The following is a 20,520-nucleotide window of genomic DNA, read 5'->3' as shown; positions in this document are numbered from 1 at the left end:
GCAATCGCCCCGGAGATCCGCTCTGGAGCTCCGGGGCGATTGGTCAGCCTTTTGGTAACTGCGGTAAGCGTTACCAGTCAGTAACGGATTTAACCTCAAGGAACTCTTCCAGACCCCAGACACCGCCTTCGCGGCTGCCGTTACCGGACTGTTTCATACCGCCGAACGGAAAGCCGGCTGACCCGGATTTGCCGTTGATCTCGACCATCCCTGATCTGACCTGTCTGGCAACCCTGTGCGCCTTTTCTTTGTCGGATGTCTGGATGTAGTTGGTCAGCCCATAAAGTGTATCGTTGGCGAGCTCTATTGCCTCTTCTTCTGTTTCAAAAGGCGTGATAGCCAGAACCGGGCCGAAAATTTCTTCGCTCCAGATGGTCATGTCGGGCGTTACATCAGCGAAAACGGTTGGTTTAACGAAGTAACCTTTCTCGAACCCTTCTGGCCGACCTTCACCGCCCGCCACCAAGGTAGCACCTTCCTCTATGCCCTTTTTGATCAGCGCTTGAACCTTCAGGAACTGGGGCTCTGAAACCACTGGTCCGATATGCCGGCCTTCTTCGCCTGCAAGACCCACCTCGGTCTTGGCAGCAATCATCGTTGCGGTTTCAACGGCTTGCTTGTAAACGGACTTTTCCACCAGCATTCGCGTAGGTGCGTTGCACGACTGACCAGAGTTTGCAAAGCAGTGGCGTACACCACGGGTGACGGCTTTTTCGTCGGCGTCAGCGAAGATGATATTGGCGCCTTTGCCGCCCAATTCGAGGCCGATTCGTTTCATAGTGTCTGCGGCAGCAATGGTGATGGCCTTGCCTGCACGTGTGGACCCGGTAAAGCTGACCAGGTCGATATCCCGATGCTCGGACAGTTGCGAGCCAACGCCTGCGCCATCGCCGTTAACCAGGTTGAAAACGCCTTCCGGGAAGCCTGCGCTATCAATCATCTCAGCAAGCAACATGGCCGACAGGGGAGAGATCTCAGAGGGCTTGAGAACCACCGTGCAGCCTGCGGCAAGTGCTGGAGCGACCTTGAGCATTACCTGGTTCATCGGCCAGTTCCAGGGTGTGATCAATGCACAGATGCCTACGGCTTCGTGCAAAATGATGTTGTCCGGTGCGTGGTCGCCAAGGGGGTGCTCAAAGTTGAAAGACTTCAGTGCACGGATAGTGTTCTTCAGGTGTGCGGCACCTGCACCAACCTGTGCGCTTCTCGCAAGATCAATGGGGGCGCCCATTTCCTGACTGATGGTTTGCGCCATTTCTTCAGCGCGCGCCTTATAGGTTTCGAACAAGCGCTCCAACAGTTCAACACGTTGTTCTTTGGACGACGCCGACCAGGCAGGGAAAGCTTTTTTTGCAGCACTGACAGCCTTGTCCGTATCAGCCTGTGAGCCTAGAGTAATCGTAGAAAACCCTTTTTCGTCAGAAGGGTTTATCACCTCCAGGTGCTGGGTGCTTTCGGGGGTGATCCACTTCCCGTTAATGTAAAACTTGGTTGCATCCATCGTAGTTCAGCTCGTTATTTGGGAATTTGAGCCATGGTAACAGATTGAGAGATTATTGAGCCTGGGCACTGGCCTTCAGTTGATTAAGCGAACCCGTGGAGCCGATTCTGCTTCGGCCCAGTTGACGGTTTCTGGCTGCGTATCCTCACCAGTGAACAAATGCCCGATCTCTGGCACTGCGTAACGCAGATCTCCACGAGCAGGGCGTTGCTGGTTGAACTCGGCATGGCTGATGCCGACCTCCCAGATGTTATCCGAACCTGTGCTGTGCCAGCCTTCCGGGCGAAGCTCAATGCGCACTTCTGAGCCTATGAGGCTGACCGCTTCGATGCGTAATGGCAGGTTGGCATTGGCGGCAGGTGTTGTGGCCAAGCGTACTTCGTGGGGGCGCAGATACAGCTGCGCTTTGCCCTGATGCTTGATGCCAGGAACTGTTACCCAGGCGCTGCCAAGACTTAAGCGACTGTGTTTAACATCACCGGACAGAACGTTCACCTGTCCGAGGAAATCGAATACGAAGCGGCTATCGGGGCGGGCATAAAGTTCGGTAGGCTCGTTAACCTGTTCCACATTGCCCTGGCTCATAACCACCACCTGATCGGATAGCTCCAGAGCTTCTTCCTGGTCATGGGTTACGAAAATGCTGGTGAAATGGAATTCATCGTGCAGATTACGCAGCCAGCGCCGAAGGTCTTTTCGTACCTTGGCGTCAAGCGCACCGAAAGGTTCGTCCAGCAGAAGGATTTTTGGCCGCGTTGCAATAGAACGGGCAAGAGCGACACGCTGTTTCTGACCCCCGGAGAGTTGTGCGGGAAAACGCTGTGCCATATGCGGCAACTGGATCATTTCCAGCAGTTCACTGACGCGCCTCTTGATTTCAGCCTTGGGTGGACGCTGTTTGCGTGGCACTGAATCCAGGCCAAAGGCAATGTTCTGTGCAACCGTCATGTGTCGGAACAGGGCGTAATGCTGGAACACAAAGCCGATATTACGGTCACGCACGTGCACACCGGTCACATCTTTTCCTGAAAAACTGATCCGTCCACTATCGGCAGATTCCAGCCCGGCAATAATACGCAGCAGGGTGGTTTTACCGGAGCCCGAAGGCCCAAGCAAGGCAGTCAGTTTGCCTTCCGGAATATCGAGGGACACGTTATTCAGCGCCTGATAGCTCCCAAAACGCTTGTTGATACTATCTACGGTGATACTCATTATGCGGTCTCCTCTGTTTGCAGACGGTTCAGAGTTCTAGCCTGTCGCCACTCCACAAAACCTTTGGCTGCCAACGTAAAGACGGCAATGCCAGCCAGCAGGGAAGCGCTGGCAAAAGCGCCAACAATATTGTAATCCTGATACAGCAGCTCTACGTGCAGAGGAAGCGTGTTGGTTTGTCCGCGAATATTCCCGGATACCACCGACACAGCACCAAATTCACCCACCGCTCGCGCATTGGTGAGTACTACACCGTAAATCAGCGCCCATTTGATGTTAGGCAAAGTGATCGTGCGGAATATTCTCCAGCCCGACGCGCCCAGTACCACGCCGGCTTCTTCTTCCTCGCTACCCTGTTGTTGCATGAGGGGTATCAGCTCACGGGCTACGAACGGGCAGGTTACAAACACAGTGACCATCACAATGCCGGGCCATGAAAACATCAGCTGTACGTCGTAATCTGCCAGCCAACTGCCAACCCAACCGTTGCGACCGTAAAGCAGCAGATACAGGAGGCCGGCGACAACAGGGGATACTGCAAACGGGATATCGATCAGTGTGATCAGCAACTTGCGGCCAGGAAAACGAAAGCGCGTGACCAGCCACGCCAGCGCGGTGCCAAATATCAGGTTGAGAGGCACTGTGAGAGCGGCAACAAACAGCGTTAAACCAATCGCATGTAAGGTGTACTGGTCCAGCAGGTTATCGGCCAGAGTTCCCCAGCCAGCACCCAGAGCTTCGAAAAAAATGACCAACAACGGCATTATCAGCAAGGCAGTAGTGATGACTATGGCGGCGCCTATCAGCAACCACTTTATAAGCGGGCCATCGCCGACACGACGGTGCTGGGCTGAATGGGAGGTGCGCATGCAGCTAGCGTCCTTCTATGCGTTTGAGATAGCGGGCCTGCCACAGGGTAATGGCGAAAAGCATCACCAGCGACACCGCCAGGATCACTGAGGCAATGGCACTGGCGGCGGCGTAGTCGTATTCCTGCAGTCGGACAAAAATCATCAGGCTGGTTACTTCGCTTACGTAGGGCATGTTGCCGGCGATAAATATAACCGCGCCGAACTCGCCAAGGCTGCGGGTAAACGACAGGGCCACACCGGTTAGTAGTGCCGGCCACAAAGCTGGGAAAATTACGCGACGGAATACGTGACCGTCACTGGCGCCCAGACTGACAGCCGCTTCTTCGTCTTCGGGTGCCAGCTCTTCCAGTACCGGCTGAACCGTGCGCACCACAAAGGGCAGGCTGGTGAAGGCCATGGCGACAACGATACCTACGGGTGTAAAAGCGATTTCAATGCCCAGTTTACTGAGCCATTGTCCGTACCAGCCATTGGCGGCAAACAGAGTGGCCAAGGTAATACCTGCAACCGCGGTAGGTAGCGCAAACGGCAAATCAACGACCGCATCAATCAATCGCTTGCCAGGAAAGTCGTAACGCACCAGCACCCAGGCCAGAAGCAATCCGAAGGCGCCGTTAAACAGAGATGCAGCGAGTGCTGCAAGGGCAGTGACTTTGTAGGAGGCGACCACCCGCGGATCGGTGATCACAAACCAGAACTGGTCGAAGCTCATGGCGGATACTTCCATCACTAATCCAGTGAGTGGCAGCATCAATATCAGGCTGATAAATAAAAGCGAAATACCGAGGCTCAAACCGAACCCCGGTAGTACCCGCTTGCTGCGGATTCCGCTCAGTGGCCAGCGCTGAGAGTTTAAAGCGCTGGCCTGTTTGGCCGTGGACATGAATTACCGCCGGCGTTGCAGTTGGTCAAGTTTGCCGCCACTGGAAAAGTGTTCTTTAGTGGCGTTTTCCCAGCTGCCCGCAATGGCATCAATGGGCAGCAGTTTTACCTCTGGAAAACGGTCTGCCGTTTCCTGTTTTACCGCCTCGTTGTGAACCCGGTAGTTGAACCCGGCCAGCAGGCGCTGGGCGTCTTCGCTGTACAGGTGTTCCAGATAGGCTTTTGCAAGATCCTCGGTTTTATTCTGCTGCACGTATTCGTCAATCCAGGTAACCGGGAATTCCGCCAGAAAGCTTACCTTCGGTGTTACAACTTCATATTCGCCATTGTCGTAACGGTCGGCCAGATTCAGTACTTCTGATTCGAATGTCAGAAGCACGTCGCCAATCTCACGCTCTATGAAAGTGGTGGTGGCGCCGCGCCCGCCGCTGTCAAAAACCTTCACATGACCCAGAAAGTCCTGCAAAAAGCTGTCTATTTTCTGCTGATCATCGCCAAAACGATCCTGGGCGTAACCTAATGCGGCAAGATAGGTATAGCGGCCGTTGCCAGAGGTTTTCGGGTTGGGCATAACCAGGTCGACATTTTCTTTAATCAAATCGTCCCAGTTTTGTATGTCTTTAGGGTTACCCTTGCGAACCAGAAACGCCATGGTGGAATAGTAGGGCGAGCTATTATTCGGCAAGCGCTCGGCCCAGTTCTCCGGAATCAGGCCGCCGCGAGTGTGCAGAATATTGATGTCGGTGACCTGATTGAAGGTAGCTACATCAGCTTTCAAACCTTGAATGATGGCTTGTGCCTGCTTTGAGGAACCAGCGTGGGACTGGCTGACTTCCAGCGTTTCACCGGTTTTTTCTTCCCAGTACTGATTAAAATGTACGTTGTAGGCAGCAAACAGTTCCCGGGCAATGTCATAAGAGGTGTTTAGCAGTTCGCGATCGGCCGACACCGCCGGTTGTGCGAAGAGTGACGCGCTGAGCGCAAGGCCGGTAACCAGGCCTTTGAATATACTTGGCATGACATTCCCCTGAAACAGATGTTGTGTTGGAGGGTAATTTATCAAAGCCAACATAAAACCGGAAAGAATATAAGCTAATTAATTGCGTCTTTTTTGGAATAAGAGGTTGCTCAGGTGAGAGTTGCGCATTGCATGGCTTGACCTGTGAATTGAGTAGTCTTTCCCCTAAGCTTGGATTAATACCCTGGCAGGGTGAAGCGGGTGGAAAAGCGTATGTCTGATAAAGAGCTCCGTACCAAGTCCAATAAGCAGTCTATCGATCAGTTTATCCAGCAGGTCCGCAAGCTGCCTCAGCAAGGTGGAGGGCAGGGTCGGCTGGTTTTCGCGCTGGATGCTACTGCCAGTCGCGGAGCTACCTGGGATCAGGCTTGTCACTTGCAAAGTGAGCTTTTCCTTGCGACCAAAGGTTTGGGCGGGCTCGCAATTCAGCTCTGCTACTACCGCGGTTTCAGGGAGTTCAAAGCCACAGGGTTTGTTAACGGGACTGGTCAACTGCTCAACCTGATGAACGGTGTTTCCTGCCTGGGCGGCCAAACCCAGATCTGCAGAGTGTTGGCGCATGCAAGGGAAGAGACACGCGCAAACGCGGTTAAGGCCGTTGTGTTTATCGGGGATTCTTGTGAAGAGCCTGTGGATGAGCTTTGCCATATTGCCGGAGAACTGGGCATGCTGCGAACCCCGGTGTTTATGTTCCATGAAGGTGCCGATGCTCATGCCAGAGCGGTGTTTCAGCAGGTGAGCAAACTGTCGGGAGGTGCCTATGCCCCTTTTGATCGTAACAGCCCGCAAGTACTTAAGGATCTTATGGCCGCTGTTGCGGTCTATGCTTCCGGGGGAGCCAAGGCCTTGCAGGACTATTCCAGCCGCAGCTCCCCGGAGGTGAAACGTTTGACCCAACAGATCAGATAGCGCTTGATTCAATCAACCGGTGGGCCAATTGGCCCGGAGTATCCGAGTGCCCCTTACGTTTCTGGTTATTATAGTAGTGGTTGTTGCGTGGGTCTGGCTACGTAATCAGCCGACCAGCCAACGAAAACCCGTCATTCTCAAGTTGGCGCTGATTGCCAGCGTTCTGATATTGGTTCTTCTGGCCGTTACCGGTCGCTTGAATATCTTGTTTGCCCTGTTGGTTTTCTTGTTCCCCCTGCTGCGGCGCGTGTTGCCGTCTCTGCTAATGGGTCGGATGCCGGGGTTGAGGGAGGGTGGAGCAAAGGCTAAACCCGGGAATCAATCCCATGTCTCCAGTGAAATCCTTGACATGACTCTGGATCACGACTCCGGAAACATGAGCGGGGAAGTGTTAAAGGGGCCTATGGCCGGGCGAGCTCTGGCAGATCTCGGTGAAACCGAATTTATTGGTTTACTGCAGTATTGTCGGGATCACGACGAGGACTCTGCGCGATTGCTGGAAACCTATCTGGATCGGCGTTTCGGTGACTCCTGGCGGGCTGACGATCCGGATGAAAACCACGGCGAGAGTGAAAGTGAGCGTGAAAAATCGGGCAGCGGTGGCGCACTGAGCGAGAGCGATGCCCTTGATATTCTGGGGCTGGAAGCCGGTGCCAGCCGGGATGAGATCATTCAGGCCCATCGTCGGGTGATGCAGAAAATACACCCGGATCGTGGAGGCAGCAATTATCTGGCTGCCCGTGTTAATGAGGCCAAAGAGCGACTGTTGAGTTAAAGAGCTTTTGAACCCGTTTCCACTCGCTCCAGAAATTTCCCTATATGCTCGAACGCCTCTTCTGCCTCCGGTAATAGGGGCGTAAACAAATGCCACACATGAACCATGTCGGACCAGGTTTCTATTTCCACTGGTGAACCGGCTGCCCGCGCCTTTTCCGCATATTTTTGAGCGTTTTCCAGCAACAGCTCTGACTCGCTGACATGAATCAGGGTGGGCGGGAGATTGTGTAGGTTTCCTCGCAAGGGGGAGGCTATCGGACTCGTTGGCAATACCCGAAAGCCCATAACGGTTCCCCACCACAGCAATGGCAAAGGTATTCTCGCCAGCTTCTCAATGGTTGGCCCCAGCATGGCATCGGTTTTCAGATTGGCGCGTTTACCCAGCGATGTGAGCATAAGCTCGGTAGAAGGCGACAGGGCAATAGCAGCATTCGGTGGTTTCAGTCCCTGGTCTCTTATCCAGGCAGCAAGCCCCAGAGTGTGACTGCCGCCTGCAGAATCCCCGGCGACCACCACGAAATTGGCCGGTGCCATTTCGTCCGGGCCGTTCTCAAGTATCCAGCGGTAAGCCTCCTGGCAGTCGATAATACCATCCAGATAGCGGTTTTCGGGCATTAGCCGGTAATCAAGGGCGAACACACTGGCCTTCGCTAATCTCGATAAACGGTCAGTGATAGCGCGGTGGCTTTTGGGGCTGCCGGCGATCCATGAACCGCCATGAATGTAGAGAATCCGACGGCTGGGGAGCGATCCCGGTGCAATTACCCACTCTCCCTTTGGTGCACCGTTTGCTGAGGGACGGATTTCCGAAACGAACGTCAGGTCGTCGTTCATGGTATCCATGTAGTGTCGCAGAGCCCTGATTCGTGCCTGTCCACGAACGCCGTCAGTTACAGTGTGCATGCCCTTTATCTTCTCCAGCGCTTGGCGGCGGGCTTCGGTTTGTTGCTGGAGACTGGTCGCTTCTTTTGTGCGTTCTTCCCCGTGTTTCCGACGAAGGAAAAACACCACCAAAGCCACCAGTGTGACCACTACCAGGCTAAACCACATCATGGCGAACCAGGCGATTCCGAAAATCATATGCGACCCTCGCGTTGTTGCGGCTGCTCATTGATGAGCTGTAATGCATGTGCGGGAAAACTGGACTACTGTATTAAACATCACGGTTAAGTTTGTTTCTCAATTAAATCTTCGTGCGGCTTTCGCCGATGTTCAGATTAACAATGCAAACCGGAGATGACGTCATGCTGAATAAATTAATTTTACTCAGGTTTTTGGTGGCAGTGCTTGGCCTGATGTCTTTGAGTGCCCATGCTGGTTGGGCGCTCGACTCGGAGAGGTCGTCACTGCACTTCGTATCAATCAAGAATGGTACAACGGCAGAAGTACATAACTTTGCGGAGCTCAAAGGAACGGTTGGGGACGATGGAAAGGTGAATCTGGATGTTTACCTGGATAGCGTCGATACCAATATTGCTATCCGCGACGAGCGCATGCGAGAGATGCTGTTCGAGATCGAAAAAATGCCAACGGCAACAGTAACGGCTCAGATTGATGTCGCGTCCATCCAGCAAATGTCGGAAGGTTCGATTGGAAGCAAAGATGTCCGCCTGACCCTGTCTCTCCATGGTCAGGAGCAGGGTTTCGATACTGTCATGAAAATCATCAAGCTGGCGGATGGCGGTGTTGCTGTTAGTACAGAAGAACCGCTGCTGGTTGAAGCAAAGGCCTTTGACTTGGCTGAGGGTGTTGAGGCCCTGCGCGAAATTGCTGGGCTGTCGTCCATTGCCATCGCCGTCCCTGTGACAGTTAACCTGGTTTTCCAGGTTGCGGACTAAAATGTAGGGATAATCAGGAACTCATGAAACGCTACAAGCCTCGACCAGTCCCTCGAAGAAAGGTCTGATGAGAGGGGCTCTGGCCAAAAACGCAAAAAGGGCACATCCGAAGATGTGCCCTTTTTGCGTTGAATATGGTCGGGACGGTAGGATTTGAACCTACGACCCCTTGCACCCCATGCAAGTGCGCTACCAAGCTGCGCTACGCCCCGATTCGCTAACTACTGCCTTTTCAAAGCCGTGCTTTTGATGGCGTGTGCCGGTGAGACTTAAAGAGGAATCTCAGTGGCTTAGCGGGAGCGAAGTCTACACCAGCCAGAAATAAAAATAAACAGGATTTGTGGGTTTCGCGCTCATATTCCTATCGTAGTTTGGTTTCCCTGAGTTGCTGAACGAACTCTGGTGGATCAAAGCTGTCCGGCTTCGATTCTGCCCAGTATTTATCGAATACCGTGAGGCCGGTTTTTCCTTCAAGCAAGGAGCCGGGTGCCAGGAAAGGGAACAGGTCCAGGTAGGCATGAACCTCCGTTTTTGAAACGCGGCGCATAATATGTTCAGGCCCGAGTTCTGAAGGGTGGCGCAGGCCGGACGCTTCCAGCAGGTTTTGCAGGGCATCCAGGGTGTTTTTGTGGAAGTTATATACTCTCTGGCTTTTGTCTTCCACGTCCAGTTTACTGCTTCTACTGGGGTCCTGCGTCGCAACACCGCTGGGGCAGAGGCCAGTATGACAATTCAGGGCCTGGATGCAGCCCAGCGAAAACATGTAGCCACGGGCCGCGTTACACCAGTCAGCGCCCAGCGCCAGTGTACGCGCAATGTTAAAGGCGGAGGTGACTTTTCCGGCAGCGCCAATGGCTATGTCTTCTCTGAGATTAGTGCCCACCAGAGTGTTGTGGACAAGCAGTAATGCCTCAGTCATTGGCGTGCCAATGCGATTGATAAACTCCAGTGGCGCTGCGCCAGTGCCGCCTTCACCGCCATCGACAACAATGAAGTCGGGCTTGCGCCCTGTTTCCAGCATTGCTTTCACTATGGCAAACCATTCCCAGGGGTGGCCGATAGCCAGCTTGAAGCCTACGGGCTTGCCTCCGGACAGCTCTCTTAGCTGGTCGATAAACTCAAGCATTTCTATTGGCGTGGAAAAGGCGGAGTGTAGAGCGGGGGAGGTGCAATCCTCACCAATGGATACACCACGGGCTTCGGCAATTTCCGGGGTGACTTTTGCGCCAGGAAGGATGCCACCATGGCCCGGTTTTGCGCCTTGAGATAGTTTGAGCTCTATCATTTTTACCTGATCGAGGGTGGCATTTTCCGTAAATCGCTCAGGGCTGAAGGATCCGTCTTTATTCCTGCAGCCAAAGTAGCCTGAACCGATTTCCCAAACCAGGTCGCCCCCGGGTTGCCTGTGGTAGCGGGAAATCGAGCCTTCGCCCGTATCGTGATAGAAACCACCCTTTTTGGCGCCAGTATTCAGGCTCAGAATTGCATTGGCTGAAAGAGAGCCAAAGCTCATGGCAGAGATATTGAAAACACTGGCGCTGTAAGGCTTGGCGCAGCGCGATCCGATTTGCACCCGAAAGTTGCTGCCTTGAATTTTTGTTGGCTTCAGGGAGTGGTTTATCCACTCGAACCCTTCTTCATACATTCCCAGTTGGGAGCCAAACGGGCGTTTGTCCAGAATGTTTTTTGCGCGCTGGTAAATGATGGTGCGTTGTTCCCGGGAGAAGGGACGTTCTTCCGTGTCTGATTGAATGAAGTACTGCCGGATTTCCGGCCCTACGGACTCAAACAGATAACGGAAGTGCACCATGATCGGATAGTTTCTGCTGACCGTGTGCTTTTTCTGAAGCACGTCGTAGGTGCCAAGGATGGCCAATGCACCGAATATACCCGCGAACAGGTAGCTAGCCTCAAAATATGGGGTCAGAACCAGCGATACAAGAAAGCCTGTAATGCTGATGATATAGGCCGAGTAGCGCAACGGGAAAGTAGTTGTTTTCTCCATGAATATTTCGCCTGGCTCCGTGGGTGCGTTGGATGAGTTGCTTCTTGATATGGCCGCCTAGTATAGCCATCCGGCTCTAAACTTATATTCGATTGACGAGACTTTTCGCTGGTGGCTTATCAGCTTTGGTCTATGCTGCGTTTGGGTGTACCGGAAAGCGACTGTTTTGATGTTTTGAGCTCAAAACATTATTATGGCGCGCCTGTAATGTTCGAATCCAGATTTTTAATCGTATCTGGTACTAAATCCAGAACCAGGAGGCGCCAAAACGTGGGCGACGTAATTAAAGACGAATATCAAACGGATTACGTAGCCGGTCAGGACAATATCAATCCGTTCGGGCTGGATCTACATGCTCCGGTATTTCCGATCACCGCCATACTGGTGGTCGTTTTTGTTATAGGAACGCTGATGTTCCCGGAGGCGGCCAAAGAATTGTTGGACGGCGCCAAACTGGACATTATTGCAACCTTTGACTGGTTTTTCCTGCTCAGTGCCAACATTTTCGTGCTGGTTTGCCTGGCGCTGATCGTTATGCCGGTGGGTAAGATCCGCCTCGGTGGTATGGATGCCAAACCCGAGTTTTCCACGCTGTCCTGGTTCGCGATGCTTTTCGCAGCGGGCATGGGTATCGGCCTGATGTTCTGGGCAGTTGCAGAGCCTGTGGCCTACTACACCGGATGGTTCGGGACGCCTTTTGATGTGGCAGCCAATAGTCCTGAAGCTCGTGATCTCGCCATGGGTGCGACCATGTACCATTGGGGCCTCCACCCCTGGGCGGTTTACTCTATTGTTGCGCTTTCGTTAGCGTTTTTCTCATTCAATAAGGGTATGCCCCTGACGATTCGTTCTGCCTTTTTCCCTTTGCTGAAGGACAAGGTATGGGGCTGGCCGGGCCATATTATTGATATTCTGGCGGTGGTTGCCACAATTTTTGGTCTTGCAACCTCTCTTGGTTTCGGCGCCCAACAAGCCGCTTCTGGCCTGAATTACCTGTTCGATACCGGTTCTGGTATCAACATACAGATGGCTATCATCGTTGGTGTCACGGCTGTTGCGCTTATGTCTGTGCTCCGGGGCCTTGACGGCGGGGTGAAGATTCTGAGTAATATCAACATGTCACTGGCTGGCATCTTGCTCTTTTTCATCATTTTTGCCGGCCCGACCATGAGTATTCTGGAAACGCTTTGGGTTACGGCATCCAGCTACGTAACAAATATTGTGTCTTTCAGTAATCCGTTTGGTCGTGATGACGAAGCCTGGATGCGTGGTTGGACCGTGTTCTACTGGGCCTGGTGGATTTCCTGGTCGCCATTCGTGGGTATGTTCATCGCTCGAGTATCCAAAGGCCGGACCGTTCGCGAGTTCGTAACTGCGGTACTGATTATTCCGACTGTGATCACATCGATCTGGATGAGTTCATTTGGTGGTTCGGCGCTTGAGCAGATTGACCAAGGTATTGGTGCGCTTGCCGAAAATGGTATCACCGAGGTTTCTCTTGCTACGTTCCAGATGTTTGCAAACTTGCCCTTTACCGGCATTCTGTCATTCATAGGCATTATATTGGTGCTCGTGTTCTTTATAACTTCTTCGGACTCCGGCTCACTGGTTATAGATAGCATAACCGCCGGTGGTAAAACGGACGCGCCTACAGCGCAACGTGTGTTCTGGGTTGTTATGGAAGGCGCGATCGCTGCCGCACTGATCTTTGGCGGCGGTGCCGATGCTCTGGGCGCTATTCAGGCCACGGCAGTCAGTGCCGGCCTGCCGTTTACGCTGATTCTGTTGATTATGACCTGGGGCTTGCTGAAAGGCCTCACTCATGAGCGTAAGCTGTTAATCGCTAAAGGCGAGTTGTAATGGCTGGCTGAGATAAAAGCAGTCGCGAAAAAAAACCGGAGCCTGCGAGCTCCGGTTTTTTTGTTTATCACGTTGAAAGCAAGAAATCAGATGCCGAACTGAGCGTGTGCAACTCAAAAGCTGGCGAAGGTTTCCATTGCATATTTCGCCCGTTCTTCGGGAGTGAAATGAGGGCGCTTGAGGCTTTCAATAGCACGTAACCGAGGGAGCAGGCCACGACCGTTTGCCATCTGAATGGCCAGGCCTGGCCGGGCATTGAGTTCGAGCAGTAAAGGCCCCTGGTTGGCATCTACCACCAGATCAACGCCCATATAGCCCAACCCGGTCGCTTCGTAGCAACGTGATGCCATTTCGAGCATTTCAGCCCAATCATCTATGTCGATGTTCTCCAGGGCCAGCCCCGTATCCGGATGAAGCGTAATCGGGCGGTTAAACTGAACGGCGTTAAGGCTTTTCCCCGTGCCGATGTCGAGGCCGACACCTACAGCGCCCTGGTGCAGGTTAGCCTTGCCATCCGATGCTGTGGTCGCAAGCCGTAACATAGCCATAACCGGGTACCCCTGAAACACCACTATCCGTATATCGGGCACGCCCTGATGGGAATAGCGAGCCAGTGTTGGCGACGATTCCACCAGGTCTTCGACAATGGCAACATCCGGTGTTCCTGCTAATGAGTACAGGCCGGCCAGGATGTTGGTCAGATGACGCTCCAACACCGGCGCACCCACGCGGGCTCCGGAAGCTTTTACAAAGTTGTCCTCATCCCGGCCCGTTATGACGGTAATACCTTTACCGCCCGAGCCTTTGGCTGGCTTGATAGCAAAGCCGTTGAGCTCTTCAGCCATTTCCCTGAAGTGGGAAATCTCATGTTGTTGCTTTACAACCTGCAGGAGCTTAGGCGTTTTTACACCGTATTCAGCTACTACGAGCTTCGTTTTGAGCTTGTTGTCGACCAGCGGATAGGACGAGCGCTCGTTGTAACGCGCTATATAGTCCACATTGCGCTGGTTCATGTTAAGCATGCCCAGCCTTTTTAGTGTGCGCGGCGAGATCCAGTCCATATCAGTCGTAGGCCTTCATCGGCGTGAAGCGTTTCAACTCCGTGAGTTTGTAGCCGGTGTATTGACCCATCAGAAGAATCAGACCCAGAATTGCAAAGTGGAGTTCGGGAAAGTTGAACGTCAGGTGGCCCGCTAACGGCGCGCTCATCAGCAAATAGGCGCAGATGGCGACAAACAGGCTGCCGGAGCCCTGAACCAGAACCTCCTGGCCGCCTTCTTCTTCCCAGAGGATGGACATACGCTCAATGGTCCAGGCGATAATGACCATGGGGAAGAACGTCACTGTCATGCCTGTATTGAAGCCCATCTGGTAGCCAAAGATACTCAGGCCCGCAGTAATAAAAATCACCAGAATGATCAGTGCCGATATTCGGGAGACCAGCAGGAGGTTCAGGCTGGAGAGATATCCCCGCATTGCCAGACCAATGGAAACTACTGACAGGAAGGCAATCAGGCCGGGTACCAGTGTGGTCTGAACAAAAGCGACGGCAATCAGCACTGGCATAAAAGTACCTGACGTGCGAATACCGATCACGATACGCATAAAGGCAACCACCAGCGCTCCGAGTGGCAGCAGAAGGAGCATGCGGAACATGCTTTGTTCTTCGATTGGTAGTTCATAGAAACTCAGAAAACCCAGGCCATTGCCATCGGACTGCATGGCTGCCAACTGGAGAGCTGGCACGGTTTGCCTGAGCATGGAAAAGCTGATTTCCGAGTTGCCACCGCCGACCACATCCAGAAGCGACTCGGAACCTTGGCGCCAGAGCAGAATGTCCTCCGGTACACCCTGAGCGGCTGTTTTCGGGTTCAGCGTGAGCCAGCGCTCGCCATTGTAAATCTGCAGGAACGGTATCAATTGCTGCCGTCGGCGCGCATCCTCGAGCTTCAAGCCATCGGCTGTTCTGGCAGGGATGCCGGAGTGGTTGAGCATGTCGACCAACAACTGAAGATAGTTTTCCTCTGCAACGAGCAGCGTTGTGTTCTGAACTCGGGTATCGGGCTGCATCAACCGAATCAGTTCCCGTGTCATGCTTTCAGGTGTGCTTGAACGTGCCTCTGCCTGAGCCAGAATCTCTCGAACGGCCGTCGCCTGGGGCTCTTCCCAGAAAAGCCTCTGGGTTTTTGGCCGTTGGGACGGCGGTGTGGATACCGCACCAGGGTCGGGTATGAATTGTGCCTTGAAGTACAGGGTTTGAGGACCTGTTACTTCCCGCTTCGTCCATTCTGCGCGCCGGCTTCCGGACTTATCAATAATCGAGAAACCATAACCGGGTGATGCGGCCTGTTCTGTAAGAATATGGAACCCGGGAGGCTGTTCCGGAATGTTCAGGCTTGCTACAACGGAATCGTTTGCTCCATCGAAATCAACCCGGGCTTCTACCATCCAGACAGGGCGTTGCTCGCCCGTGAGCCAGGGGATTCCAAGTTCTATGTGCCGCCATACGGCGAGTGAGATGCCTGCAGAAATTAGCAGGAAAACAGCAATGTAAAACGGTAAACGCGATGGGCTAGTCACTATTAGTTCCCGTTATCAGTGCGGATTGATTCTGGCAGTTCCGTTGCATACTCCTTGCCTACATCAATCAGCATGACATCGCGGAGCACGTTTCGGCCTATAAGTGCCTGATAAGTAAGGTTGCTTCGGTCTGCAAGCGTGAACTCTGCAACCTGCTGATGATCGCCTATCGAGAACTGAAGCTCAACGACGACGCGCCGCTCTGCTTCATCCGCGCTCGCCTGAATCACTCTTACACGTCGAGAAACTTCTTTCTCAAGAGTGACGAATTCTTCTGTGCCGGGTACAGGAACGTCAAAACGGACCCAGTTGCTCCCGTCGCGCTCGAAGCGTGTAATGTTGCGTGCGTCGAGGGAAGAGGTTTCCGCTCCACTGTCGATGCGTGCTTTGTAGATAAGCCCCGGGCCGGCCAGGTAAAAATTCTCGACCTCTCCAACCACTACTTTCCCTTTGAGTCGGTCGGCCCGGCCTTTGGTATTCTCAGCGGCGGGGCAGGCTTTCTGGGCCTGTACAGGCGGACAGGAAGGTTTCGCAACCTGAGTTGAGATCGCCTCCAGGACCTTCTGTGTGGCGGCTTCGTTATGCTCTAAAAGTTTGTCATGACGAACGGTTGCGTTTTGCTCCATGGTTACCAGAGTGGCACGCTGGCTTTGAACCGAGGCGTTCATATCACTCAGGTCGGACTTGGGGACCATGAAGTACCTGTCTGCAGAGCACCCCGTCAGCAGAGCAGTACCTGCAATAACCAGAACGGAGAGCGTCGGCAGACCAGCTCGAAATCGATTAGAACACATGAAAAACCCCTGAGCCGGTTACCGGTCACACCCGGAATGGAATAGGTGTGACGGTTTGAAAGTGTATGGCAAAGAATATCCGGAGCCGAAGTATACAACAATCGACCTGTGTATTTGCTTTACAGTTGGTTAAGGGGATAGGAAATGGCTGTTTCCAAGCACCTCGTCGGAGCGCAGGTACTCCTGAATAACCGGAGAGCAATTCAGGTAGAACAGAAGCAACTCCCGTTGAATGTCCTGATCCTGTACCCGTGCAGCAAAGGTGATTAGATCACGTACTGCATCGTCGTCACTGCTGGCTTCAGTGTCTGCCGAAGTCTTGCCGTACCGGCTTTTAAGCAGCGATGTCAGCCGCTCCAGGTGGAGTTCTCCTGTGTGGGTAATGTGGGGGAGAATGCGAAACCCGCGTGAGCCGTACAAGTCAGGGTTGCGCTCCCTGCACTCATTGCCAGAGCAATCAGTCTGCAGAAAATCCTCTCCCAGCTTTCGCCAGAGTTCTTTGAGCATGATCGTTCTTCCGTTTTGGCTCTGCTTTTGACTCTGAGTAAGCCTGAATACCGTTAATAAAGCGTAGTGCTATTAATCTCAGGCTACTTTATCGTTGTAATAGATATTACGTCGCGCGTCCAGAGGTGGATTGAGGCGCATTACCAAATTGCCAATCAGTCGCGATACAGGCTGCATATGCGCGATCGCCGAAGAGCATCAAAGAAAAGCCAGGTGTGTTCCGATAGAATGTAATGCGTGCGTAAGTTCACGTTAATCCGAAAAAATACGAAAACCCAGAGGAGCCTTGTTTGTGCCTGAAGCCATCAGTGAATATATAAACTCCCAGCCGGGATCGGTGGCGGCATTTGTGACTCTACTTTTGGCAACTGCGATAATTGTTGCCGTAGTCCTGGCAAAGGCCAGGGCAGAGAATCGGGCTGCGGGCCTGCAAGCCGATTTGGCAGCCCAAAGCCGGCGGATTGAAGAACTGACGGACGAACGCCAAAACCAGCAAGTGAAGATCGATGAGCTTGCGAGGGAGTTGGGGGAAGCACGTGCCGTGCTGAGAGAGCAGCAGGTGACTCTTAAGGAAGAACGGCGCTCTGCTTCTGAGAAGCTCACATTGTTGGAGCATAACCGCGACGCCTTGAAGCAGGAATTTGAAAACCTCGCAAACCGGATTTTCGAACAGAAAAGTGAACGCTTCACCCAGCAGACCCGCACAAGCCTGGATAGCTTGCTCAACCCCTTCCGGGATCAACTGCAGGATTTTCGCAAGCGGGTGGAAGACGTATATACCTCCGAAACCCGGGACCGGCAGGCCCTTCGCAGCGAGATAAAATCTCTTCAGGAACTTAACCGGCAAATTACTGAAGAGGCCGCTAGTCTGACCCGGGCTCTGAAAGGCGATAAAAAAATTCAGGGCAACTGGGGTGAGCTGATCCTTGAACGAGTGTTGGAAAAATCCGGGCTACGCAAGGGTATTGAATATCACACCCAGGGCAGCTACAGAGACAGTGAAAACCAGCTGTTAAGGCCCGATGTGGTAATTCATCTTCCAGATAACCGAAACCTGGTTATCGATTCCAAAGTCTCCTTGTTGGCTTATCAGAAGTGGGTGGTTGAGGAAGAGGACACAGACCGGCAAGAGGCTTTGAAAAGCCATGTGGAGGCGGTTCGCACCCATATCCGAACACTCAGTGAAAAAGATTACAGCCAGCTCGAAGGTCTTCATTCGCCTGATTTCGTGTTCCTGTTTATGCCCATAGAGCCGGCATTTGTGGCGGCTTTTCAGCAGGACGAGAACCTTTTCGCAGAAGCCTTTGAACGAAAGATTATTGTAGTAACACCAACAACACTCCTGGCGACACTGCGCACGGTTGAAAATATATGGCGATACGAGCGCCAGAGCCAGAATGCCCGTTTGATAGCCGAGCGCGCGGGCGCAGTTTATGACAAACTCAGGGTGTTTGTGGAAGCCATGGAGCGCCTTGGCGGACAACTCCACACTGCGCAGGTTACGTATGACTCAGCCATGAGCACGCTAACCAGAGGGCGGGGCAATCTGATTTCCCAGGCTAACCGGTTTGTTGAGCTTGGCGTGCGAGTAAAGAAGGAGCTGCCAAAAGCCATTACGGATCAGGCAGAGGTGGATGCGGATGAACAGGCAATTGGTGCAGATAACGAGCAGGAGTAAGTACCATGGCAGTAGAATTCGGGAATAGCCGTTTATCGGCCTTGAGAATTAAAGGCCGGCAGCTGGCCAGGGTTGTGGTTATCAGCTCTGCGCTTGTGGCAGGGCAGGCTGCTGCACTTGCACCAGAGCATGAAGCCCGCCGTTTGATGCTGGCGATCGAAGAATCGGTGGCCGCCGAAAATTGGGGCGAGGCTAGTGAATACTTGAACCGTATGCAGCTTCTGGAGGCGGAAAAGCCGGCCGATTACCACTATTACCGTGGCAGAGTGATGCTGCAGTCTTCTCATCTCAATGAAGCTCAGGCGGCACTTGAAACCTACGTGACCAGCGCCGGCGTTGAGGGTAGTCATTACCAGAGTGCTCTGAAACTGATCACTGGAATTGAGCGTGCAAGAAAGGAGAAAGCTCTGGTAACCCAGGTTGGGGAGGATGCCCAGGTCGCGGTAATTGAACCTGCCGGCGACGAGCAAGCTGCTTCTTTGCGTAAATTGTATCTGGCAGATTCAGATCGCGAAGCGCTTGTTCTGCACCTTAACAGTTTGCTGAGTGTTGCCGGTTGGCGACAGGATCAGGCGGTAGTGCGACTCGATAGGCCTGCGGATGTTGAATATCGCTTGAGCAGCAGCGAGGACGCCATCTCCATTCAGGAACTCCGGCGCAGCAGCTCAGGTGGTGTTACACGGAAAACCGGGCGGATCCCAGTTTTTGGAGTGAACCCGCAAGTGGAGTGGGGCTGCGAGCAAGCAGTGGCGACCTGTTGGGTATATGATCCACGAGACGGCTCTCGCTTGTTTCAGCTTTCTCCAAACCGAAGCCAGGCGGAAGAGATAGCGCAGACGCTGGGTAGACTGATAAGGAATCTCCAGGCCCCCTCGGGCTCCTAGCGTTCAATTTTCAGATTGCCCCGTTCGCCTTCGCGATAGGCGCCCGGGGTAACGCCTGTCCACTTCTTGAAGGCACGGTGAAAGGTCGAGGGTTCTGTAAACCCGACTTTCTCTGCGATATCGTTTATTGAGAGTTCCTGCCGGCTCAGATAGTAAATTGCCATATCTCTGCGCAATAAATCTTTGATCTCTTGGAACGACGTGTTTTCCTGTTTCAGACGCCTGCGCAGTGTTTGCGGACTAGTGTGCAGCTCAGTCGCAATCCATTTAAAGTCCGGTAGCGGTTTTGAAAAATCCCGGCCTATCAGCCCCCTGATTCGTCCAGTGAACGTATTGCTCTCGTCTGGGCGGGAGAGAAGATCGGCTGGTGACGTTTTCAGAAACTGAAGCATTTCCGGCTTGTCCCGAATAACCGGTGCCGTCAGAAAGCGTTTATCGAACGTCAGGGCGGTGCAATCGGATTCGAACTCCAGAGGACAATGAAAAATATGGCGATACTCATCGCCGTGGGCTGGCCGTGAGTAGTCGAATTCGGCTTTCTCCAGCTCCACCGGCTGGCCGATAAGCCAGCTTCCCAATCGGTGCCAGATAACCAGTATGCTCTCTCGCAGAAAGTAATGAGGGTCGTGGATCTCGCCTTCCATACGAGTAACAAGCCGCACCTTCTGCTTGTCGGTTTCCAGTTTCATGGCAACCATAGGGTCAAACAGCCGGGAAAACTGGTACGCCTTGCGATAAACAGCTTCCAGCGTAGGGCAGTCAATCACCAGAGCACACATAGTGGCAAAGGTGCCGCCCTGCGCCCGCCTTGGGCCCATGCCCATGAATTCATCATTCATGCGATTCCAGGCAATCTGCAACAACGAACTGAATTGATCGCTGCTAACCCTCGCCATCTCGATACGCAGAAGATCCGGGGAAATACCTGCTTCCCGGAGCATTTCACCGGTATCAAACCCCAAGTGTTCAGCACCGGCCATAGCGGCCAGCACGAAGTGCCGTGAAACTGTCAGATCAGACATCTAACCCGCCGATTCCTGAAAACGAAACCTATCATAAAACCCCCTACCTACAATGCAACCGAAGTGGCTGTAAGAATCGGCTAATTGTAATGGCGTAACCGGCAGTTGGCCTCAATGGTAAAACCGTGCAGCATGGAACCCTTCCCAAAAATAGTCAGAACAGCACACCACATAATAAGGA

Annotated in this window: 18 protein-coding genes and 1 tRNA gene; 6 read left to right on the top strand and 13 right to left on the bottom strand. The window is 53.2% G+C overall.

All coding sequences use genetic code 11. The annotated features are described in order from the left end of the window. Window positions 1–70: 70 nt before the first annotated feature. The 5 genes from Q4606_RS08170 to cysP form a co-directional block, all read right to left on the bottom strand. Window positions 71–1,501 (bottom strand): aldehyde dehydrogenase family protein, encoded by a 1,431-nt coding sequence (locus Q4606_RS08170; protein WP_303607218.1) that lies wholly within the window; start codon window positions 1,499–1,501, stop codon window positions 71–73. 75 nt (window positions 1,502–1,576) lie between these two features. After that, entirely contained in the window at window positions 1,577–2,713 is a 1,137-nt protein-coding gene (locus Q4606_RS08165; RefSeq protein WP_303607217.1) for a sulfate/molybdate ABC transporter ATP-binding protein, read from the bottom strand. Beyond that, window positions 2,713–3,582 carry a sulfate ABC transporter permease subunit CysW gene (gene cysW, locus Q4606_RS08160; protein ID WP_303593706.1) on the bottom strand — a complete coding sequence of 290 codons (870 nt, stop codon included), beginning with the start codon at window positions 3,580–3,582 and terminating at the stop codon, window positions 2,713–2,715. The genes Q4606_RS08165 and cysW overlap by 1 nt, the downstream gene beginning before the upstream one ends. A 4-nt stretch (window positions 3,583–3,586) precedes the next feature. Next, on the bottom strand, window positions 3,587–4,468 hold the full coding sequence (gene cysT, locus Q4606_RS08155) for a sulfate/thiosulfate ABC transporter permease CysT (RefSeq protein ID WP_303593704.1): 882 nt from the start codon (window positions 4,466–4,468) through the stop codon (window positions 3,587–3,589). Between the two features lie 3 nt (window positions 4,469–4,471). After that, the gene (gene cysP / locus Q4606_RS08150) at window positions 4,472–5,485 is read right to left on the bottom strand and encodes a thiosulfate ABC transporter substrate-binding protein CysP (protein WP_303607216.1); all 1,014 of its coding nucleotides are present in this window, start codon (window positions 5,483–5,485) and stop codon (window positions 4,472–4,474) included. A 213-nt stretch (window positions 5,486–5,698) separates the two neighbouring features. On the opposite strand from cysP, the gene Q4606_RS08145 reads away from it, so the two are divergent. Both Q4606_RS08145 and Q4606_RS08140 read left to right on the top strand, forming a co-directional pair. Continuing rightward, window positions 5,699–6,394, top strand: coding sequence for a VWA domain-containing protein (locus Q4606_RS08145; RefSeq protein ID WP_303607215.1), 696 nt, complete (start codon window positions 5,699–5,701; stop codon window positions 6,392–6,394). Window positions 6,395–6,440: 46 nt separating this feature from the next. Continuing rightward, window positions 6,441–7,169: a molecular chaperone DnaJ gene (locus tag Q4606_RS08140; protein WP_303607214.1), complete on the top strand. Its 729-nt coding sequence runs from the start codon at window positions 6,441–6,443 to the stop codon at window positions 7,167–7,169. On the opposite strand, the gene Q4606_RS08135 is transcribed toward Q4606_RS08140, so the two are convergent. After that, on the bottom strand, window positions 7,166–8,251 hold the full coding sequence (locus Q4606_RS08135) for an alpha/beta hydrolase (RefSeq protein WP_303607213.1): 1,086 nt from the start codon (window positions 8,249–8,251) through the stop codon (window positions 7,166–7,168). The two genes, Q4606_RS08140 and Q4606_RS08135, sit on opposite strands and share 4 nt — an antisense overlap. Window positions 8,252–8,415: 164 nt before the next feature. Here Q4606_RS08135 and Q4606_RS08130 point away from each other — a divergent pair, with 164 nt between their 5' ends. Further along, window positions 8,416–9,009, top strand: coding sequence for a YceI family protein (locus Q4606_RS08130; protein WP_303593695.1), 594 nt, complete (start codon window positions 8,416–8,418; stop codon window positions 9,007–9,009). Window positions 9,010–9,144: 135 nt separating this feature from the next. Here the strand turns inward: Q4606_RS08130 and Q4606_RS08125 are convergent. Both Q4606_RS08125 and Q4606_RS08120 read right to left on the bottom strand, forming a co-directional pair. Beyond that, a tRNA-Pro gene (locus tag Q4606_RS08125) sits at window positions 9,145–9,221 on the bottom strand. Window positions 9,222–9,370: 149 nt separating this feature from the next. Continuing rightward, the gene (locus Q4606_RS08120; protein WP_303607212.1) at window positions 9,371–11,014 is read right to left on the bottom strand and encodes an FMN-binding glutamate synthase family protein; all 1,644 of its coding nucleotides are present in this window, start codon (window positions 11,012–11,014) and stop codon (window positions 9,371–9,373) included. Between the two features lie 270 nt (window positions 11,015–11,284). Between Q4606_RS08120 and Q4606_RS08115 the strand changes: the two genes are divergently transcribed. Beyond that, the gene (locus tag Q4606_RS08115; protein WP_303593691.1) at window positions 11,285–12,874 is read left to right on the top strand and encodes a BCCT family transporter; all 1,590 of its coding nucleotides are present in this window, start codon (window positions 11,285–11,287) and stop codon (window positions 12,872–12,874) included. 113 nt (window positions 12,875–12,987) lie between these two features. On the opposite strand, the gene Q4606_RS08110 is transcribed toward Q4606_RS08115, so the two are convergent. The 4 genes from Q4606_RS08110 to Q4606_RS08095 form a co-directional block, all read right to left on the bottom strand. Then, a complete protein-coding gene (locus Q4606_RS08110) occupies window positions 12,988–13,935 on the bottom strand; it encodes an alpha-L-glutamate ligase-like protein (RefSeq protein ID WP_303593690.1) in 948 nt (315 codons plus the stop codon). 1 nt (window position 13,936) lies between these two features. Then, window positions 13,937–15,454 (bottom strand): inactive transglutaminase family protein, encoded by a 1,518-nt coding sequence (locus Q4606_RS08105; RefSeq protein WP_303593688.1) that lies wholly within the window; start codon window positions 15,452–15,454, stop codon window positions 13,937–13,939. Window positions 15,455–15,456: 2 nt separating this feature from the next. Continuing rightward, window positions 15,457–16,248: a RimK/LysX family protein gene (locus Q4606_RS08100; protein WP_303593685.1), complete on the bottom strand. Its 792-nt coding sequence runs from the start codon at window positions 16,246–16,248 to the stop codon at window positions 15,457–15,459. A gap of 129 nt (window positions 16,249–16,377) precedes the next feature. Continuing rightward, window positions 16,378–16,755, bottom strand: a complete 378-nt coding sequence (locus tag Q4606_RS08095; RefSeq protein ID WP_303593683.1) for a hypothetical protein — start codon at window positions 16,753–16,755, stop codon at window positions 16,378–16,380. Between the two features lie 292 nt (window positions 16,756–17,047). Here Q4606_RS08095 and rmuC point away from each other — a divergent pair, with 292 nt between their 5' ends. Together rmuC and Q4606_RS08085 are read left to right on the top strand one after the other, a co-directional pair. Next, a complete protein-coding gene (rmuC, locus tag Q4606_RS08090) occupies window positions 17,048–18,433 on the top strand; it encodes a DNA recombination protein RmuC (RefSeq protein WP_303607211.1) in 1,386 nt (461 codons plus the stop codon). Between the two features lie 5 nt (window positions 18,434–18,438). After that, entirely contained in the window at window positions 18,439–19,317 is an 879-nt protein-coding gene (locus Q4606_RS08085; RefSeq protein ID WP_303593680.1) for a hypothetical protein, read from the top strand. Here Q4606_RS08085 and Q4606_RS08080 read toward each other — a convergent pair. Next, window positions 19,314–20,339, bottom strand: coding sequence for an AraC family transcriptional regulator (locus Q4606_RS08080; protein WP_303607210.1), 1,026 nt, complete (start codon window positions 20,337–20,339; stop codon window positions 19,314–19,316). The two genes, Q4606_RS08085 and Q4606_RS08080, sit on opposite strands and share 4 nt — an antisense overlap. Window positions 20,340–20,520 lie beyond the last annotated feature (181 nt).

Source organism: Marinobacter sp. 1_MG-2023 (assembly GCF_030549045.1).
In the GTDB taxonomy this organism is placed as follows: Bacteria; Pseudomonadota; Gammaproteobacteria; order Pseudomonadales; family Oleiphilaceae; genus Marinobacter.
The sequence above is the reverse complement of the archived record's forward strand: the minus strand, read 5'-3'. Positions and strand labels throughout refer to the sequence as shown.

Excerpts from the sequence above, each read along its gene's own strand:
- Q4606_RS08110 (WP_303593690.1), bottom strand. The coding sequence starts at position 13,935 with ATGGACTGGATCTCGCCGCGCACACTAAAAAGGCTGGGCATGCTTAAC.
- cysW (WP_303593706.1), bottom strand. The coding sequence starts at position 3,582 with ATGCGCACCTCCCATTCAGCCCAGCACCGTCGTGTCGGCGATGGCCCG.
- cysT (WP_303593704.1), bottom strand. The coding sequence starts at position 4,468 with ATGTCCACGGCCAAACAGGCCAGCGCTTTAAACTCTCAGCGCTGGCCA.
- Q4606_RS08095 (WP_303593683.1), bottom strand. The coding sequence starts at position 16,755 with ATGCTCAAAGAACTCTGGCGAAAGCTGGGAGAGGATTTTCTGCAGACT.
- Q4606_RS08165 (WP_303607217.1), bottom strand. The coding sequence starts at position 2,713 with ATGAGTATCACCGTAGATAGTATCAACAAGCGTTTTGGGAGCTATCAG.
- Q4606_RS08170 (WP_303607218.1), bottom strand. The coding sequence starts at position 1,501 with ATGGATGCAACCAAGTTTTACATTAACGGGAAGTGGATCACCCCCGAA.
- Q4606_RS08130 (WP_303593695.1), top strand. The coding sequence starts at position 8,416 with ATGCTGAATAAATTAATTTTACTCAGGTTTTTGGTGGCAGTGCTTGGC.
- Q4606_RS08085 (WP_303593680.1), top strand. The coding sequence starts at position 18,439 with ATGGCAGTAGAATTCGGGAATAGCCGTTTATCGGCCTTGAGAATTAAA.
- cysP (WP_303607216.1), bottom strand. The coding sequence starts at position 5,485 with ATGCCAAGTATATTCAAAGGCCTGGTTACCGGCCTTGCGCTCAGCGCG.
- Q4606_RS08135 (WP_303607213.1), bottom strand. The coding sequence starts at position 8,251 with ATGATTTTCGGAATCGCCTGGTTCGCCATGATGTGGTTTAGCCTGGTA.
- Q4606_RS08100 (WP_303593685.1), bottom strand. The coding sequence starts at position 16,248 with ATGTGTTCTAATCGATTTCGAGCTGGTCTGCCGACGCTCTCCGTTCTG.
- Q4606_RS08080 (WP_303607210.1), bottom strand. The coding sequence starts at position 20,339 with ATGTCTGATCTGACAGTTTCACGGCACTTCGTGCTGGCCGCTATGGCC.
- Q4606_RS08145 (WP_303607215.1), top strand. The coding sequence starts at position 5,699 with ATGTCTGATAAAGAGCTCCGTACCAAGTCCAATAAGCAGTCTATCGAT.
- Q4606_RS08120 (WP_303607212.1), bottom strand. The coding sequence starts at position 11,014 with ATGGAGAAAACAACTACTTTCCCGTTGCGCTACTCGGCCTATATCATC.